The sequence below is a fragment of the Candidatus Vogelbacteria bacterium genome (assembly GCA_021414225.1).
GTDB lineage: Bacteria > Patescibacteriota > Minisyncoccia > Phycocordibacterales > XYD1-FULL-46-19 > JAIOOX01.
Map to the genome: position 1 here is coordinate 281,299 of JAIOOX010000002.1, position 18,719 is coordinate 300,017.

Annotated in this window: 15 protein-coding genes; 8 read left to right on the top strand and 7 right to left on the bottom strand. The window is 43.3% G+C overall.

Annotated features, from left to right (window positions below; translation table 11 throughout):
* Positions 1–29 precede the first annotated feature (29 nt).
* From K8Q91_02200 to K8Q91_02220, 5 genes are read right to left on the bottom strand one after another with little or no spacing between them, the layout of a single operon-like run.
* A complete protein-coding gene (locus K8Q91_02200) occupies positions 30–1,769 on the bottom strand; it encodes a hypothetical protein (protein ID MCE9628786.1) in 1,740 nt (579 codons plus the stop codon).
* The gene (locus K8Q91_02205) at positions 1,766–2,644 is read right to left on the bottom strand and encodes a hypothetical protein (GenBank protein MCE9628787.1); all 879 of its coding nucleotides are present in this window, start codon (positions 2,642–2,644) and stop codon (positions 1,766–1,768) included. The genes K8Q91_02200 and K8Q91_02205 overlap by 4 nt, the downstream gene beginning before the upstream one ends.
* Positions 2,645–2,656: 12 nt before the next feature.
* On the bottom strand, positions 2,657–3,961 hold the full coding sequence (locus K8Q91_02210) for a hypothetical protein (GenBank protein ID MCE9628788.1): 1,305 nt from the start codon (positions 3,959–3,961) through the stop codon (positions 2,657–2,659).
* Complete coding sequence (locus K8Q91_02215; protein ID MCE9628789.1) at positions 3,894–4,523, bottom strand: hypothetical protein; 630 nt, start codon at positions 4,521–4,523, stop codon at positions 3,894–3,896. Before K8Q91_02215 ends, K8Q91_02210 begins: the two co-directional genes overlap by 68 nt.
* A gap of 20 nt (positions 4,524–4,543) precedes the next feature.
* Positions 4,544–5,137: a hypothetical protein gene (locus K8Q91_02220; GenBank protein MCE9628790.1), complete on the bottom strand. Its 594-nt coding sequence runs from the start codon at positions 5,135–5,137 to the stop codon at positions 4,544–4,546.
* Between the two features lie 117 nt (positions 5,138–5,254).
* Here K8Q91_02220 and K8Q91_02225 point away from each other — a divergent pair, with 117 nt between their 5' ends.
* From K8Q91_02225 to K8Q91_02260, 8 genes are read left to right on the top strand one after another with little or no spacing between them, the layout of a single operon-like run.
* Positions 5,255–5,911: a hypothetical protein gene (locus K8Q91_02225; protein MCE9628791.1), complete on the top strand. Its 657-nt coding sequence runs from the start codon at positions 5,255–5,257 to the stop codon at positions 5,909–5,911.
* A gap of 14 nt (positions 5,912–5,925) precedes the next feature.
* Positions 5,926–8,574, top strand: coding sequence for a hypothetical protein (locus tag K8Q91_02230; protein MCE9628792.1), 2,649 nt, complete (start codon positions 5,926–5,928; stop codon positions 8,572–8,574).
* Between the two features lie 3 nt (positions 8,575–8,577).
* Positions 8,578–11,004 carry a hypothetical protein gene (locus tag K8Q91_02235; protein ID MCE9628793.1) on the top strand — a complete coding sequence of 809 codons (2,427 nt, stop codon included), beginning with the start codon at positions 8,578–8,580 and terminating at the stop codon, positions 11,002–11,004.
* A gap of 3 nt (positions 11,005–11,007) precedes the next feature.
* Positions 11,008–13,845 (top strand): hypothetical protein, encoded by a 2,838-nt coding sequence (locus tag K8Q91_02240; protein ID MCE9628794.1) that lies wholly within the window; start codon positions 11,008–11,010, stop codon positions 13,843–13,845.
* A 15-nt stretch (positions 13,846–13,860) separates the two neighbouring features.
* Positions 13,861–14,448: a hypothetical protein gene (locus K8Q91_02245; GenBank protein MCE9628795.1), complete on the top strand. Its 588-nt coding sequence runs from the start codon at positions 13,861–13,863 to the stop codon at positions 14,446–14,448.
* A 7-nt stretch (positions 14,449–14,455) separates the two neighbouring features.
* Positions 14,456–14,638, top strand: a complete 183-nt coding sequence (locus tag K8Q91_02250) for a hypothetical protein (protein ID MCE9628796.1) — start codon at positions 14,456–14,458, stop codon at positions 14,636–14,638.
* Positions 14,639–14,668: 30 nt separating this feature from the next.
* The gene (locus K8Q91_02255; GenBank protein MCE9628797.1) at positions 14,669–15,385 is read left to right on the top strand and encodes a twin-arginine translocase subunit TatC; all 717 of its coding nucleotides are present in this window, start codon (positions 14,669–14,671) and stop codon (positions 15,383–15,385) included.
* A gap of 34 nt (positions 15,386–15,419) precedes the next feature.
* Positions 15,420–15,596, top strand: a complete 177-nt coding sequence (locus K8Q91_02260) for a twin-arginine translocase TatA/TatE family subunit (protein ID MCE9628798.1) — start codon at positions 15,420–15,422, stop codon at positions 15,594–15,596.
* A gap of 64 nt (positions 15,597–15,660) precedes the next feature.
* Here the strand turns inward: K8Q91_02260 and K8Q91_02265 are convergent, their stop codons facing one another.
* Positions 15,661–16,968 (bottom strand): UDP-N-acetylmuramoyl-tripeptide--D-alanyl-D-alanine ligase, encoded by a 1,308-nt coding sequence (locus K8Q91_02265; GenBank protein MCE9628799.1) that lies wholly within the window; start codon positions 16,966–16,968, stop codon positions 15,661–15,663.
* A 2-nt stretch (positions 16,969–16,970) separates the two neighbouring features.
* Positions 16,971–18,719 carry a penicillin-binding protein 2 gene (locus K8Q91_02270; GenBank protein MCE9628800.1) on the bottom strand — a complete coding sequence of 583 codons (1,749 nt, stop codon included), beginning with the start codon at positions 18,717–18,719 and terminating at the stop codon, positions 16,971–16,973.

Consider the following 18,719-nt stretch of genomic DNA (forward strand, 5'->3'; position numbering starts at 1 on the left):
AAGACTCAAGCTTGACCAAACACCCCACCCTAATCTGGGTTTTCGATCACTTTTATTTTCTCGGCCAAGTATTTCTCAGCTTCATCTAGATTCTCGGTCATTTCAGCCATGATTTTACTCTCTTCTTTGGTTAATTTACGTTTGGTACTAGCTCTTTCAAGCATCTTCAAGTGACGCTTGGTATCACCCTTAAGAATTTGGAATACTTTATGGACTTCTTGTTCGGTGTGAACCAAGTCACGTCTTAATTTTCGTTTCAGTGAATTTAATTTTTTGATGCCAAGATAAATCATCAGCAACAATAGGAAGAGTAGTACCAAGAAGGTGATCGCGATAGAAATTATTTGGATAGCTCTAGTACCTAGAGACATAACCTCAGATTGTTTGACGGTGATGTAGACCTTACCTGTTGGCAGACTCTTAGCTCCTGAACCACGAACCGTCTCAGCCCAAACATTCAAGATACCGACTGTTTCTATTGAATCACTACTATAGAAGAAGATTTTATCTTCGTCTGGTCTCACTAAATAACTTTTAGCTTCTTGATCTTCTGCTTGGAACCATAAGACTATCTCGCCATCAGCATAAGGAGACTTACCCCTAATCTCTACCGAAGAGCCTACCTTAACAGCTTCTGGGTAATGTGTAATCTTAGGCGCTTGAACTTCTGGTGAGTCGACTAGGACATCTGTACTGTCATAATTTCCAGCTCGGTCATAAACTCGCAATTCTAACTTATAACTACCAGCCGCTAGTGGTGGTAAGTTAAACTTGGTTGGTCCATTAGCAGTGGCTGGAACCTCGATCAGTTTATCTTCGTTGTTATAAACTACATAACTCTTAACACCGGACAAAGTGTCCTTTGCCCAAGCTTCCAAAGAAATCAAGTCCTCTTCAGTCTTCTCAGCCTTAACGGTAATGTTTTCCGGAGCGTTAGTATCAATCTTTATTTTACGACTAGTGATCTTGCCCCAACCAGCCTCATTCTTTAATCGGGCATTGAGATAGAAGGTTCCCTCAGTTAGGCCGGTCAGTATTTTTTTCTTAATCGGTGGATCATAAGTGACTGTTGGTAAGGTGCTAGCTGATTTTGCCAACACTAGTTGTACCGCGGTGACACCTGAAGATAATTCCCAACTAAAAGTGCCTTCTGTATTGTTATACCAACTATTTTGATCCGACATATCATCAGAAGTGATGACTGGAGCACCAGGTACCGCCCCTTGAGAAACAACCGGTAGTGGAACTGGTGTTGTTGGCACAACTACTGGCGGTGGTACCACTACTGGAGTCACACCAGTAATCGTTACGGAAGAATCTCTAGTTTGCGATAGTACATTGGTACCATTGCCATCATCAGCCCTGATCGCCGAAGAACCAAAAGAGAGCTTAGCCACCCCCGCTTTTTTGGCTCTAAAATTTATTCGCAATGAATTACCAGCTTGACCAGAGTAACCAGGTGTTGGTAAACCACCATTGAAGTTAACGGTGCCACTGGTATTAGAAAAAGTTGGCTGTTCGACCCAAATGTTAAAGATAGAGCCAGTGTTGCTAACCGAATCAACACTGACTAAATCGGTTGGGAAATGAATCGTTCCTTCAGCACTATTGATAGCAACACCGCCAGTCGAGAGATAAACTGTTCCAGAAAAAGTTCCATTTTCAGCTACCTGGGTCTTATCTAAAATAAAATACATATCAGCCGCCCAAACTAAACCAGGGGCTAATATTAATCCTAAAGTTAAAATTAAGTTAATTAATTTCCTCATGATTTTCGACGTTTTATTTTGATGATCAGATATCCGACTAAACCAGCAACTATAACCAAGACTACAAAGATAATTGTTTTTAACCAATTAGAACCACTATTCAGTTTGATTGTTTTAATTCGTTCATTACCAGCATTATCAATCGCTTTGACTTTAACTGTGCTGGTTAATTTTTGATTTTGTAAAACGTAAACATTACCCGACTTAACCGTCTCAAATCCACTTTCGGTCACTTCATAATCTTTTATTCCCGACTCATTGTCCGAACTATAAAAACTAATAAAATATTTACCATCGTAAAGAGTTAGGTCCTTACCTAAATCAATATTAAAACTCTGAGGAGCCAAGTCATCAGACGATACCAAAGTCGATAACTCGTCATCGTTGTTTGGAGTTTTTAGAACTGATAACTTAACCGGCAAACCCGCCACCACCACTTTAGTCCCAAGACCATCATTTAGATAAGCACTGACCCCCTCAAAATCCAACTGAATAGCTTCCGTTGTTTTTGGTTTAATCGCGATCGTAAAAACATTTAAGGCTCCCCCAAAAACCCCAGATTGAGTACCACCAGCAAAAGCAATTATATTTTTATCTAGAGACGGTTTAATTGGCCACAGATTAAAAATTGAGCCACCGGTAATAATAGAGACAACATCATCAGAAGAACTTATTTTTATCTTTCCTTCTAGAGCATTAATTTCTCTAGTTTTATCTTTATTCTCTAATAAAATTTTGACCAAACTAGTTTTACCAACTTGTAGTGGTTGTTGAGGTGGTTGAACAGTGATAGTTAGAGCTTGAAGATAAAAAACAGGCAACAAGAAAACAGCCAGTAAGCTAGTGAGGTACAAAGTTTTGTTTTTAATATCCATATAATTTAAGTATTAAATAGCTCGGCCAGCCGTCCCCCATTGCGACAACAAGATAGAGAAGTCGATCGAGTTAACAATATTGTCACGATTAATATCGACACAAGTGTTTTTAAATGGCGCTGGTTTTTTCCAGAACGATAGCAGAATAGAAAAGTCGACCGAATTAACTTTACTATCACCGTTAAAATCGGCTCCTTTACATGTTCCAGGGGTCACAGTACCACCAGATGGGCCTCCACCACCACCTCCTCCTCCACCGCCACCAGAACCACCACCTCCCCCACTAGTTGGAGCGGTGGCTGTAAAACTACGTGAAGCTCCAGAACTTTCTGTTCCGAAGTAAACAATCATCTTGAAGTAATAATTACCAGCGGTCGGCACATCAGCTGTCAAAGTGGTATTGAAGTCTTCACCAGCATTTATGTATTTAGCTGCCACCCCGTGGAAGATGTCATCTCCTCCGCCACAGACGTCGCTAGCACCAGAAACTACACACCATTCATATTGATATTCATATCCAGTCGAACCTTCGTTCGTAATAGTGACATTGGCTGCTACCTGAGGAGTAACAGAATCAGAGATACTATTAATGATCACCTGGGCTGGAGCGGTTACGACAGTCCAATAATCATTACCTGGCAAAGTTTTACCGGTTTCAACATTGGCTGAGAAGACACTCTCCCATGTACCAGCCGGAGCGTTACCAGCGGTGGTGTAAGAATAACTATAAGTACCAGTCGCTGTTCTGGTCATGGCTACCGCATTAGCAATCACGTTACGACTAGGATCATAGATAGTAACAGTCGGCACGACGAGTGAGTCTGTTAATGTGCCGTTATAGATAGTAGTAATAGTTGCTAAGTAATTACTGCCGGCAGTGATACTACCAAAGTCAGAAGTAGAAACTGTCCACGGTGATTGAGATGACAATGTCAGTGAAGTTAGAGTTCTGGTTGTGGCGTTCCAAACATCTGTAGCTAAAGCACCAAATGAACTTAATGTTCGACTAGAATAACCCCAAACTGAACCTGGTAGGGTCGCCAATAGTGACGATGAGGCATTACCTACCACTGTGTTGGTATTAGAATTTACAGATGAAATAACAGAAGCAGTTTGAGTATTGGTATTACTATTTACAACCGCAGCAACACTGGTCGACGCCGTTAAGATTGAACTGTTAGTGTTGGTATTAATGTTTGATTCACTAGTAGTGATGGCGGCGGCGAGTGATGATGAAGCGGAGTTAACATCAGACAAAGTAGCGAGTGATCCAGAAGTTAGACCAGCCCCAGTGAGAAACGGTGTCAGTATTAGCATTCACTGCTGAAGTGACAGCCGCTGTTTGAGAGTTAGTGTTAGCGTTGATGATGGCCGCTAATGATGAAGACGCAGTTAGGATACCACTGTTAGTGTTGGAGTTGATTGCTGATTGACTGGTAGTGATGGCGGCGGCGAGTGATGATGAAGCGGAATCGATAGCACTTAGTACCCCACTGTTGTCACCGGCCGCAATTAATGAACCAATTGAAGAAGATGAAGTTAGGATAACTGAGTTAAGCATCGCGTAGATTGATGACGACGCTGAAGTGACGGTTGGCAAGATAGCAGCTGGAATGGTAGCAAGCAGTGATGACGAAGCGGTTGTGATTTGAGTAGTGATCACCCCTTGAGAAGTGGTAAGAGCGCCATTTAAGATCGCCACCACACTAGATGAAGCGGAAGCGATAGCTCCATCAACTGTGGTGAAGCGAGTACCGAGAGTTGAAGCGAGTGATGATGACGCCGTTAAGATTGAACTGTTAGTGTTGGTATTAATGTTTGATTCACTAGTAGTGATGGCGGCGGCGAGTGATGATGAAGCGGAGTTAACATCAGACAAAGTAGCGAGTGATCCAGAAGTTAGACCAGCCCCAGTGAGAAGATAGATCCCGGTAAAGTAGCAAAGAGTGAGGAGGAAGCGTTATTAATAGTGTCATAAAGAATATTATCATTACTATTTAATTCATCTGTCGTCGCCAATGATCCACCGTTAATAGTGGCGTCAGTCAAAGTACGGGTTGAACTCGCCCATACAGCCGAAGAAATTGTACTACTGGATACAATCACCGCCCCTACTGAAAATGTTTTATCAACTTTGACCAATTCCCCACCAGTACCACAACTCATACTGGCTGGCCAAATACCTTCCGGACCGATCGCGGGAATAGAATAATCATACCAATGCCATCCACTTGCCGCCTCACTCATCGCCCCGTTAGTCACAACAGCACCCCCACTTGGATCATAAATATTAGCGACACAATCTTCAGTCGAAGGCGTAAAATCATCTTCATAGACAAACTCCCCTATTGTCGCAGTGGTACCAGGAGCAAATCTCTCATAAGCCGCATAAACGGTAGTAGAAAAACCAACAATTAAAAATAGAAAAAATATTCCTAGAAAAAATCTGGTTGAAAAAAGATAACGCAGTTTATTAAATTTTCGGTGAGACATTTAAATTAGAAATTTAATTACTCATAATAATACTTTATATTGAGTTTGTTATCAACATATTTTATGTACGAAAATCAAAAAAGTTGGGTATAATTTAAACATTGAATTAATCCCCAGATGCTTAAAAAAATTCCGGAAAAATATTCCTTCAAATTAGTCTCTCTATCGGAGCTAAAGAATCTTTCTAGTTCGAAAGATTCTTTAGCTGTAAGCAGTGGCCTTGAAATTTCTCCAGAAACAATTCCAGCGACTAGTTCTCCCGATCAAGAAATAGACAATAATAAAAGAAACTTTCTAAAAATTGCTGGTATTGCTGGTCTTGGTCTAGTTGCCTCACAAATTCTACCCAAAAAAGCTGATGCACTCATCATGGGTAGCACCCCGTCATCAAGTGTGGTTGGTATCAAAGATGACACCAATACTCGAATTAATCCGGCCACTGAAGAAACTCTGACTTCCCTACTCACCGGACAAGGAGTGACCAAATTAACAACCAGTCTCGCCGCTTCCGGCAACGTGCGCACTCCAGCCTCGGGCAAAAAGATTCGCGTCTATGCCTCACGCTTCTCCCTCACCGCCGACGCCACTTCAGTTTCTTTTCGCTTCACCGCTGGTGGCACAGATTATGAAAAATATTTAGCCCCAAAAACTGGCGGACTGTACGGATCAAATAATCATCCTAATTATGTCGAGGGTGGGGTGGATGAAGTGTTATACTGCAATATTGCAGGAACAACAACCGTGCAGATTAATATTGATTATTTAGAAGTTTAGTTTTGTAAATTATTATGGCTATACGCGCTGTTGAACACATCTTTAACGGAGACACGACCCCAATCGCTTCTTACGATTCAACCAAAACCAATTTGGGTACTTTGATGATTCAAAAGAGTGGCCCCAACCCAGAAGATAATTTCGTGGGGCCACTACCCGTGGCAGTAGCGAGACCAATGGAAGAATCAACTGGTGTTGCAATGGTGTTTCCTCATGCTATCACCTACAGTGATACGATAGACTGGGTTTTTCTACTCGAGAACGGTGTTGCCGCCGCGAAACGTATCTTCCTTTACGAATACAACAAATCACTGGCGACATACAATTGGAAGGGATTTATTACCATGACCACTCCCACAGCTACCAACGTCAACCGTGGCTTCCGCGCCCTTCGCTACCAACACACCACCGGCACAGTAGCTGTCGCTGCTCCAGTCTCTGTTTATGCTACTGGTACAGTCACAGTTTCTCTCGCGGGCTTGGTCACTCACTCTGCTACTGGTTTTTTAGCTACGTACGTTGGTAAAATGATTGGTTTTGGCAGTACCAACGTGGCTCAGATTAATTGTTGGTATCCAATTATTTCTTTTGCCACCACAGCTACCATGAACATCTTGGGTGCCTCGAGTGCGTATGCCGCTGGTACTGCGTTTGTGATTGCGGATTGTATTGTGACTGGAACCGGAACCCTGTTTCAGACAGATGGTATTGCTGCAGGAACCGCTACCACCGCCATCGCCGGTGGTCTCGGGCCACGCATTGGCTTTGGCTCAACTGATCCAACCCAAATCACACAGTGGTACCATATTGGACAGATTAACAGTGACACTTCAATTGGCCTCACCACTTCACCAGGCGTCATTCCTGCCGGTACCGCTTATGTTATCGAAGAGCTTCGTTTTGCTCTCACATTAACCAACACCACTGTCGCCAACGGCGGACTCTATCTCCTTAAAGGTGCTGGCTACCATGACTTCACCACTGCCGGTTCGACTTTTCCTTCAATTACAAGTTCGGTCAATGACCAGAGAGGTGTGTATTGGCTCTCCGACGCCGGCACCACTGGTAACGTTGTTACCAACCAAGCGGCCTGTGGTCTCGCTATTGATACTGAGCTCAATAAAGGCTTACATTATGCGTACGTTCTGGATGGTATTGGTTCTACATTTATGCGCTGTTTCCGCTATAACTTGCGCGCGACTGGTACCATCACCTCAGGTAAAATGTTAATGAGCATTGCTTATACGACCTCGACTTCATCAGCCACAACCGTAACCGTATCAGGCACAGGTGTAACTGCTTCAGGCGCCGTCTTTACAGCATCAATGGTAGGCATGCAAATAGGTTTTAGCACCACTAGCCCTGCCAACGTAACCACGTGGTACACAATTGCCTCATTTACTTCTTCTACTGTTGTCACCCTTTCTTCTTCTGCCGGAAGTATTGGACCAGGAGCGGCTTTTATTATCGACTCAGCCGACGTGATTTCGACCGCCCCTCAATTAGTGACTGGTACTGTCGTCGGCGTAAATAATGGTCGTGTTGGGACCCTTACTCATGGCCCAGGCGCCAATGAAAAATCATTGTATTTTTTGACCGTAACTCGTATTTATCGAGCGGCAATTTCTAAAATATTTTCCGGCAATTTGGGCTGGATCTCTGACAATCGACCAGAAATTCCACCGGGCTCAGTGAGCACGTTTGCTGCCACATCTTTACTTAACGTAATTGAAATTTCAGATGCTATTGATCGACTGATTGTGCTTACTACAGGAGCTGCAGGTATAAAACACTATGTCACTCGCTATCCGGCAGTAGCAGGAGACCAGTTTGACCGGTTTTTTGGACTTGATGATAAACAACAAGACCAATCACTCGCTGATCCTAATGCTCCGATTCATTTTAATACCGCCTCTCAAGTAACTTCCATTTGGAGTGAAAATGGCATCGCCCATATCGTAAAACATGGTGCGACAGCAGCCCTCTGTCAGATGTATGCCCTACCACTTGGTGCTCACTGGTTTTATGCAGAATCAACTAACCAGCGAGTAATAACACCTGAGATATTTACTCCTGATTGTAGCTCATTCAGAAGAATGCTAACTTCGGTTGTCGACCACTTAGGGAGCGAGGAATTCCGTATTCCAACAGCGTCAACCTTCTCCTTTTATAGAACGAGTGGAATCACCGACAACACTGGTTCTTGGACTCGGTTACCAGAAGATGGCGATTTATCAGGCCTCTCACCTTCAAGTAGTATTCAATTTATGTTTGAATTTACCACCATTAGCCTGCTCTGTGTTCCTGGTAGAATTATGTCTCTGGCACTGCTCTATGATGATTACTCAACCGATTCTCATTACCAGCCATCAAGCGGTAAGACGGTCGAGGCTGATAAACAATTTGCGTGGCGTTTCTCCACTGCTTTTGGTTCAGCCGTACCAACATTACGAATCCGCCTCTTCGACGCAGTTACTGGTGGACTACTTGTCGATGACGATTCAGTCACTCAGGCCGGTGATTGGGAAAAAACAGTCGATGGTGGCACTAATTGGATATCGTATGATGCTACCGATAAAGGCAATGAGATCACCTATATCCGCTACACACCAGCAACTTTGCCAGATAACATTAAAGTCAGATCCTTGCTGACACAGAATTAGTCCATGTCGCTACGCGCTGTCGAACACATTTTTAACGGAGATACGACCCCAATCGCTTCTTACGATTCTACCAAAACAAATTTGGGTACTTTGATGATTCAAAAGAGTGGCCCCAACCCAGAAGATAATTTCGTGGGGCCACTACCCGTGGCAGTAGCGAGACCAATGGAAGAATCGACAGCGGTGACAATGATTTTCCCATCAGTAATTACTTTTAGCTCAACGGTGGACTGGGTTTTTTTGATAGAAAACGTTGCATCAGCAGCAAAACGTATCTTCCTTTACGAATACAATAAATCACTCGCGACCTACAATTGGAAGGGTTTTATCACAGCTACCACGCCAGCCGCTACCAACGTTGCTCGTGGTTTCCGCGCCCTAAGATACCAACACACGACCGGCACCGTCGCTGTCGCTGCTCCTGTTTCAGTCTACGCAACTGGAACAGTAACAGTCACGATCGCTGGACTAGTAACTCACTCTGCTACCGGCTTTCTTGCGACGTATGTGGGAAAAATGATCGGCTTTGGAAGCACGAACGTCGCTCAGATCAATTGTTGGTACCCAATCATCTCTTTTGCTACTACTGCTACAATGAACATCTTGGGCGCCTCGAGCGCGTATGCAGCTGGTACCGCGTTTGTGATTGCTGACTGTATTGTGACGGGGACAAGCACTTTATTTACGACTGACTTGGTAGCCGCCGGCACCGGCGCTACCGCAGTTGCTGGCGGTCTCGGACCGCGTATTGGGTTTGGCTCAACTAACCCCGAGTTGATTACTCAGTGGTATCACATCGGGCAAATTAACAGCGACACCTCCATTGGTCTCACCACTTCACCGGGCGTGATACCTGCAGGCACACCCTATGTGATTGAGGAACTTCGCTTTGCTATTGCCCTCACCAACACGACTCCTGCCAACGGTGGCCTCTTCCTACTTAAGGGTGCCGGGTATCATGATTTCACTACTGCTGGATCAACATTTCCGTCGATCGCCACCTCAGTCACCAATCAACGTGGCGTATATTGGCTTTGTGATGCCGGAGCTGGAGCCGTCACCAACACCGCCGCCAACGGACTTGCTGTCGCTACTGAAGTAGATAAGCAAACCCATTTTGCTTATGTCTTGAATGGCACCAACACATCAAATGCAGTTATATACAAATATAATCTACGCGCCAACAACACTGTAGCCACTGGAAAAATGCAACTCGCTGGTGCCAACATTGTTATCAGTGGTACCCAAGCGATAACCGGTACTATCCCCAACCAATCAGCGCAAAACTTGGAAATTGCTACTACGTCGCATGGTCCGGGGTCTGGCTCATCGTATTTATATTTTGTTACCACCACCCGCCTATACTGCGCCGCAGTCTCTGCCATCACTGCCGGCAACACCCCTTTTGCTGTAGCAGCTGCCGCTCGACAAGAAATCCCTCCAGGAGGGGTGGCTACTTTCCCCGCCACCGCAACAATGACCAACATCGCCTATCTCAACACTATTGATCGTTTTGTGATTACCAATTATACCGCCAACACATCACTTCGCCATTACGTTACAAGATACCCCGAGACCGATACAACACCATTTGATCATATTTTTGGTATCGACGACAAACAACAAGACCAATCACTTTCTGATCCTCGATTGGCAATTCATTTCAATACTGGCGCTCAACTCTTATCGGTAGCAAGCAGTGAAGGAGTTATGCATATCGTGAGAATGGGTGCTACCGCCTTATTAAACCAATTATACGCACTGCCATTTGGAGCTCATTGGACATACGCTTCAGCAACTAGCCAGAGAATTATCACCCCATCAATTACTACTACGGATTGTGTTAAATTTGATCAAGTACTTACCTACGACATTCATCATCTTGGCGAGGATGTCTTCGGATTACCTCCTGAAACATATCGAATATATTATCGCACAGCCGACATCGGGAGCGACGCCACCAGCTCATGGGCACTTGTTGGTGAGGGCGGAGATTTATCGGCCGTGACTCCAGCCAACGCCATTCAGTTTATGTTTGAGTTTTTCACCATTGGCGCCCTTTGCTTGCCATCACGCATCATGAAAGTGGCAGTCACCTATGAAGATGGCTCAACCGATTCGCATTACCAATTATCAGCTGGCCTATCAGATATCACCAATGAGCACTTCACGTGGAGGTTCGCTCAACCTTTTGGTGGCACGGTGCCGGAATTAAAAATTGAGCTATTCAACGCCGCTACTAACGCTTCTATTTTTACCGATCCCACCGTCGGGCCAACCAATGGTGCTTGGACAAAATCAATTGATGGTGGCAGCAACTGGATAGGCTACAATGATACAGACAAGACCAACGAGATCACTTACATACGCTATACCCCTAACTCCACCCTTGGGAGCATAACTGTCAGGGCACTGCTAACTCAAAATTAATCCATGCCATACCGCGCCGTAAAACATACATTCACCGGAAGCACCACTCCTATTACTTCCTACGATTACACCAAAACCAATTTGGGAACATTAATGGTGCAAAATACTGGATCGCTCGCAACTGACAAATACGTCGGGCCAATTCCAATGGCCGTTGCAACTCCAATGCAAGAAGTAGTCGATACTGTGGGCACTGTTTCTGTATCTGGTACAGCAGTTACCGGCAATAGCACCAATTTTCAAACGTCCATGATCGGTATGGCGATCGGATTCGGCTCAACAGACCCTGCAAAAGTAACAGCGTGGTACAGCATCTCAGCTCGAGCATCAACTACCGGCATCACTCTGGGTTCTTCAGCGGGAACTATCGGCGCCACTACGCCGTATGTTGTCGTCTATAACACACCCATGATGTATCCCCATGTCATGACATATAGCTCGACTATTGACTGGGTGTTTATGATTGAGAACTTGGCCACCTCTGTTGCACCAAGAAAGATTTGTCTGTATGAATACAATAAAACTACTTCGGTCTACACTTGGAAAGGTTTCGTTGTCGCAACCCTACTGACCTCAGCCGCAGCGCACACTTTGCGTGGCTTTCGAGCACTGAGATATCTACACACCACCGGCACCGTTGAAGTCTCAGGCACTGCCGTTACCGGATCAGGCACCGCATGGCTCGACGAAGGTATTGCTGTCGGTGCGCGTATTGGTTTTGGATCGACCGACCCAACAGCTATTGTTAGTTGGTATGTTATCTCAGCCATTGGCGGTGAGACAGGAATCACTCTTGCAAGTTCTGCCGGCACTCTTGCCACTGGCACCGCATACGTAATCGAGGAACTCCGTTTTGCGATCACCTCCACCAACGCCACCGTCGCCAATGGCGGATTACACCTCGTCAAAGGAGTAAATTATGATGATTTCGTGCCTACAGGCACCACGATTGCCGTCGCAACGACGACTGACAATATCAAAGCGACGTATTGGCTCTCTGACGCCGGCACTGCCGGTAACGTCGTTACCAACCAATCAGCGTGTGGACTCACCGTCGCTCCTGAAGTGAGCAAGGGCTTGCACTATGCGTATGTCCTTGATGGTTTTGGTTCGACTTTTGCGCGCGTCTACCGCTACAACCTCCGCGCCACCGGTACTATCGCTTCAGGCAAAATGACCATGTCGATTGCCTATTATACAACTGGCACCGTGCAAGTAGCCGGCACCGCAGTCACTGGATCGGGCACAACATTCACTTCAAGCATGGTTGGAATGAAAATTGGCTTTAATGCGACAAGCCCGGCCACGGTCACAACCTGGTATACGATCGCCTCTTTTACTGATGCGGCAAACATTACCCTGACAACATCAGCAGGAACAATTGGTGCTGGCGCGGTATATATTATTGATACAGCTGATGTTGTCTCTACCGCCCCCCAACTGGTAACCGGTACGTTATCAGGAGTAAATAACGGCCGATACGGCACTCTCAATCATGGCCCATGGGCAGGAGAAGCGTCCTTGTTTTTTGTCACTACCACCCGTATTTATCGCGCCAATGTCGCCAAAATATTTGCCGGCAATTTGGGCTGGATTTCTGATAACCGCCCAGAAATTCCACCAGGATCAGCAAGCACCTTCCCGGCGACATCACTTTTGAGTAGTGTCGAGATCGCAGACAATATGGATCGACTTATTGTCGCCACTACTGGCGCTACTGGGGTCAGACACTATATCACCAAATACCCCACTGCAGCCGGAGATCCTTTTGACCACATCTGGGGTGTAGATGATAAACAACAAGACCAAGCGTCGTCTCTGGGCAATGCCTACATCTCTTCTGGCACTGTTGCCGTGTCAGGCACGGCAGTCACCGGCACCAACACCTTCTTTGTCGCCGCCATGGTGGGCTATCGTATCGGATTCGGATCAACCAATCCAACCGCGATTTCTACTTGGTATACCATTTCCGCTTTTACCTCTCTGACATCTATTACCCTTTCATCGGGCGCCGGCACAATCGGTGCAGGCTCGGCCTATGTCATTGATTGGAATAGCTATACGGTGCCTCATTTTAATACCGCTTCTCAAATCATTTCTCTATGGAGTGAAAATGGTATTGCTCATATCGTCAAACATGGCACCACCACCGCCCTATCACAAATGTATTCATTACCGCTTTCTGCACATTGGACATACGCAGCATCGACTAACCAGCGAGTAATCACTCCTGCCTTATATACCCCCGACTGTACTCAGTTTCGTAATGTGGCAGTTACTCATGATGATAGACTTGGAACAGGAGAATTTGCCATCAATACCGAACCATATCGTATTTATTTTAGAACAAAGGGCATTATCAACAACGCTGGTGAATGGACTCTCATCGATCCTGATGGTGACTTGACTGGCCTTGTCGGAGCGCCACGCATCCAATTCATGTTTGAATTTTCAACTGTTGGTACGTTCTGCATTCCGGCTCGCATCATGAGTCTCACGGTCGTCTATGATGATACCGGCACCACCACCGATTCTCATTATCAACCATCACCAGGATTATCAAATGCGAGCAGTAAACAATTTGTGTGGCGCTTTGCGACGGCTTTTGGTGGAACCGTACCAACCTTAAGAATTAGACTATACAATGCCGTGACTAATGATCTGCTTGTCGACGACTACACTACTTCTACCAACAGTGGCACCTGGGCAAAGTCGACCAACAGTGGTGGCGCGTGGGGATCGTACAATACGACCGATAAAGGTAATGAAACCACCTATATTCGCTACACACCAGCGTCATTAGGTGATAATATAAAAGTAAGAGCAGTATTAACCCAATAATTTTTTTAACTTTTTATGATTTATTTAACTAAAGGTCAGCCATTACTAGATAACCCAAACTTGGTAGTTTATGATCCAACTGGTTATTATAACGATGGAGATTCCGTGATCTGTGCCTCAATCGGGTTACCAGAAGAGCCAGTTTGTCGTTATGAAGCCAAATATGTTCTTTATGGCGGAATGGTCTATTCTATCTCTAACCCGGATGATTTAATGACTGAAATAATAAAAATAGATCCGGCTAGTTTGTTTGGTAAGGACAGTCAACAAGTCGCCGTCGACAAAATGGTGGAAAAAATAGTACCCCAAGAACCCGGTGAAGTAGTTGAAGAAGCAACAACAGAGGAGGTTGATCCAACAGATACTTTAACCGAAGAAGAAATCATCAATGACCCTTTGATTGAAACTGAAGATAGTGAGATTACCGACCCCACTTCAACTACCACACCAGATGCTATTATCCCAGAAGTTATTACTCCTTTAGAGACCACTTCAACCACTTCTCCAACCAACGTAATAGAAGCTACCCAAACCGCAACCACTGACCCAGTCACTATTGATTCTGTTGTAGGTACATCGACCGACACCACTAGTAATTTATAAATAACCTATGGCGATTATTGATATTGTTGGACAATCAGGAGACGCTCAGGATTTTATTCTAGAAATTCCCACCGGCAATGCTAGTTATGTTCCCGCTGACACCCTCGTTGAAGACGATGGCTCTTTGCTTTGTGTCGAAATACCAGAAGTGACTGGAGGTGGTGGAAATATCTTTATCATGTCAGAATAACTATTGTGTCTGACTGAAGTAATTTCGCCAATGGATGAATTTGAAGAAAAATTAAAAGAATACAGTCCCTATCTCGAGGATTTATTCCGCCGAATCTACATCATAACTATTGCTTTTATTGGTTTTTTTGTCGTTGGTTTTTTTCTAGCTGGACCAATCATTAAGTTGTTGACCAGTTTTTTTGACTTCAAAGACGTCACCCTAGCCACCACTTCCCCTTTTCAATTTGTCGGACTAGCTATGGATGCCGGTTTGTTTTTTGCGATGATTTTTTGTATCCCATTATGTGTTTATCATCTCTATAAATTCACTGGGACTGGCTTAAGAAAAAAGGAGCGGACTATGATTTTACTCATCCTACCTCTCAGCCTAATACTCTTTTTACTTGGCTTTGCTTATTGTTTCTCTATGCTCTACTTTACAATGCAAACCCTCGCCACCATTAATGTTGGTTTCGGTTTTACCAATCTCTGGGATATTAGTATGTTTTTATCACAAATAATCTCCACCTCAGTCTTACTTGGCCTCCTCTTTGAATTCCCTATTTTGATGACAGTTTTGGTTAAATTTGAGATGTTTAATGTTAATTTTTTAAAAGAAAAGAGGCGTCATGTTTTTTTTGTGATGTTTATTTTAACTTCTTTACTTCCCCCAACTGATGGTATATCATTATTATTAATGGTATTACCACTTATTGTTATGTATGAAGCAACAATCATTTATAACATGCTTAATACCGGGCGTTAAAGAAAATTTATAAATTAAAACCCATTTAAATAATATGTTTGGACTTGGAACAAAAGAATTAATTATTATAGCAGTCATTTTTATTTTATTGTTTGGTGCCAAAAGAATTCCGGAATTAGCTAAAAGTTTAGTTGATGCAATTAAACACATTAGAGGAGCCTTCAAAGATTTAGATGAACCTAAATCAGACACTGATAACAAGAAAAAATAATAACTCTCTATTAAAAAAACAGCCTTAAGTGATCACTTAAGGCTGTTTTTTTTAATAAAGCACATTATTTATCCTGCCAGATAGTTTCTTGCCGACATAATAATTCTTCTCTTCGATTTGGTTCTAACATTACCTCGGCCACCACCTTTTCCATTCTCATACTCTGCGAACCCTTAACAAAAACCAAGTCACCCACTTTTAATAATTCTTGGAGTTTTCGACCAGCTTGAACCGAATCATCAAAACTAAAAATTTGATTATCTTTCATCCCTCTTTCTTTGGCACCCTCAATTACAAATTTGGATCGTAGACCAACCGTCAGCAATAAGTCACAAATGGTGCCGACATGCTCACCAACAGACCGATGGGCTTCGATGGTCCTATCTCCTAACTCCAACATATCAGCCAAAACAGCAATTCGACGGCCTTTAGTTTTAATTTTGGACATAGCCATCAACCCAGCTTCCATCGCCGCTGGCGAGGCATTATAGGTATCATCAATGATAGTTGTTTCTTTGATCCCTGGAATAACCCGTAATCGCCCAGCTGGGCCAACAAAATTAGCCAAGGCCTGCACTCCTTGCTCAGGACTAATACCATTTAACTCCCCCACTGCTAAAGCGGTTAAAATAGCATAAATCTGATGCCCCCCTATTAAACCAGGTAAGTGAACTTGGTAACTTTCATTATTATGTTTAATAGTAAAACCAATTCCTCTGACTGTGTTATTTTGATTATATTCAATTACTTCCGACGACGATTGCCAATCATTATTTTTACCAAAACCAACAGTCGTTATCACACCTTTAAGGTTTGGTAAATATTTCAAAATATTTTTATCATCACCATTGGCTACTGTCTGACCAGAAGTATTTAATTTATAAGCCAACTGAAGGTCCTCTTCAAACAAAGCCGAGTCTGATGAAAAAAATTCAACGTGGACTGGGTTATCGGGAAAGGCAGTTAGGACTGCTATATTGCAAGGCAACCATTTAGCAATGGCTTTAATTTCACCTGGCTTATCAGCTCCCACTTCTAACACTAACCATTCAGGAAAATTTCGAGAAAAAACAACTTCATAAGCCCCCCAAATAATATTATTTAACCATAAACCAAAATTAGACCATCCAGTTTTTAAATTTAAAATAGTCAGCGGAACCCCAAAATCACTATTGTAACTTTTGGCACTCTTTCGTATTTGGTACTGAGAAGCCATCACAACCGCAATCGCTTCTTTAGTACTAGTTTTACCTACACTCCCAGAGACGCCGATAACCTTCGGTCGATGACGTCTGAGCATTAATTTGGCTTCAAAAGTAATAACCCCAATAATTAACGGCTTCAGGAAGTTTTTAAGATATAATTTTATCATTGTTAAATTGTCGCTGATACTTTATCTCGACTAACAGTTTCTCGATCGGGAGGTAATTCATAATAGTTAATCATAAATTTAGCAATATTCATAAATGGATCCGTCAAAGTATCAGAGGCAAATCTGGCCCCATTTTTAGGATAAACCATGTAAATTAAAGTAACAAATCGGGGTTGATAAGCTGGATAGTAACCAACAAAAGAATGCAAAAAACGATCATCATAATATTTGCCCCCAGGACCTGCCATTTGAGCAGTTCCGGTCTTAGCCGCTATCGCGTAACGCTCCATCCGCTTAGTCCCATTAAGCAAAGCGTGGTCAACAGCATTAACCATTATTTGAGTCATATCATCGGTCGCCTGACGACCAAGCACCTCCCTAGTCACCTTAGGTTGGACAATATAGTTTCCACCATCATTGTATCTAATTTCCTTAACAACATGGGGTTCAATCAATTTACCCCCGTTAGCTAGTGACGCAAAAGCCTTGATGGTAGCAATAGGAGTTAGAGCGATTCCTTGACCAAAGGAAACAGTAGCGTAGTTCACTTCTTCCTTACTATTTAAATTCCGTGTCAGGCCTGGAATTTCATCTGGTAGATCAATCCCTGTTTTTTCACCTAAACCATAAGCCAACATATATTTACGGAAAGTATCTCGACCCAACCTTTGTTCAATAAAAACCGCCCCTGTGTTCATAGATTGATCAATAATAGTTTGCATCGGCACCACCCCACGCACTTTTTTGTCGTGGTTCATGATTGTTTTACCATTTAATTTAACAAAACCTTTATCTTCAAAAGTAGTCTCTGGTTTGATCACTCCCGCATCAAAACCAGCCGCCATCGTCAACGGTTTAATGACTGAACCCATCTCAAATACCCTCTCCACAATTGGGTTTGGTAAGTTTGTGATATCTTTTTGTTTTTCGTTCGGATTAAAGTTCGGATAAGAAGCCATAGCCACAATAGCGCCAGTATTAGGATCCATCACAATCACCCCGCCAGAATCAGCTTGCCATTTATCTAAAACCCCCTTCAATTCTCTTTCAACTGTATTTTGAACGACTGGCTCAATCGATAAGACTAAATCACCTTCCCTGGTAGTTGGCGAATCGCTCAATATACTTTTTCCTAAACCCATAAAAATCTCAGCAAAAAAACTAGCAAACGATCCTGTCTCTTTGTGATCCAAAACTGGTTGATAATATTTTTCTAGTCCGTAACGACCAACATAATCTTCCTCTTTAAAAGCCATAAAACCGAGCACATGCGACGCTGTTGGTCCCGCTGGATAAAAACGAATCTTTTCTTTAATCAAATAAACACCAGCTAACTCTAAACCTCTAATGGCAGTCGCTTCTTCTTGATTTAAACTATCTTTAATTTCTTCATACAAACTACCTGGCCGATTCAATTTATCCATAAACAGATCCTTATCTACAGCGGTTACTTTATTCAGTTCAGTGTAAACCTGTTCTTTGTCTTTAATCATCTTAGGATTTACTGTCAGCAAAAATTCTTGTTTTAAAGTAGCCGCCGATACTATATCTCCTTTTCTATTTTGAAAATAAATTGACCCTCGATTAAAAAAAGTGGTGGCTGATTTTAAATATTGACGGTCAGATTGTTCAGCATAATAATCACCCTTAATTACTTGCAGAAAAAACAACCTCACCATAAAAAGACCTCCCATTAAGAGGACTAGACCTAAAACTAGCCTAATTCTGATTCTACCTTTTTGTTGTGACAT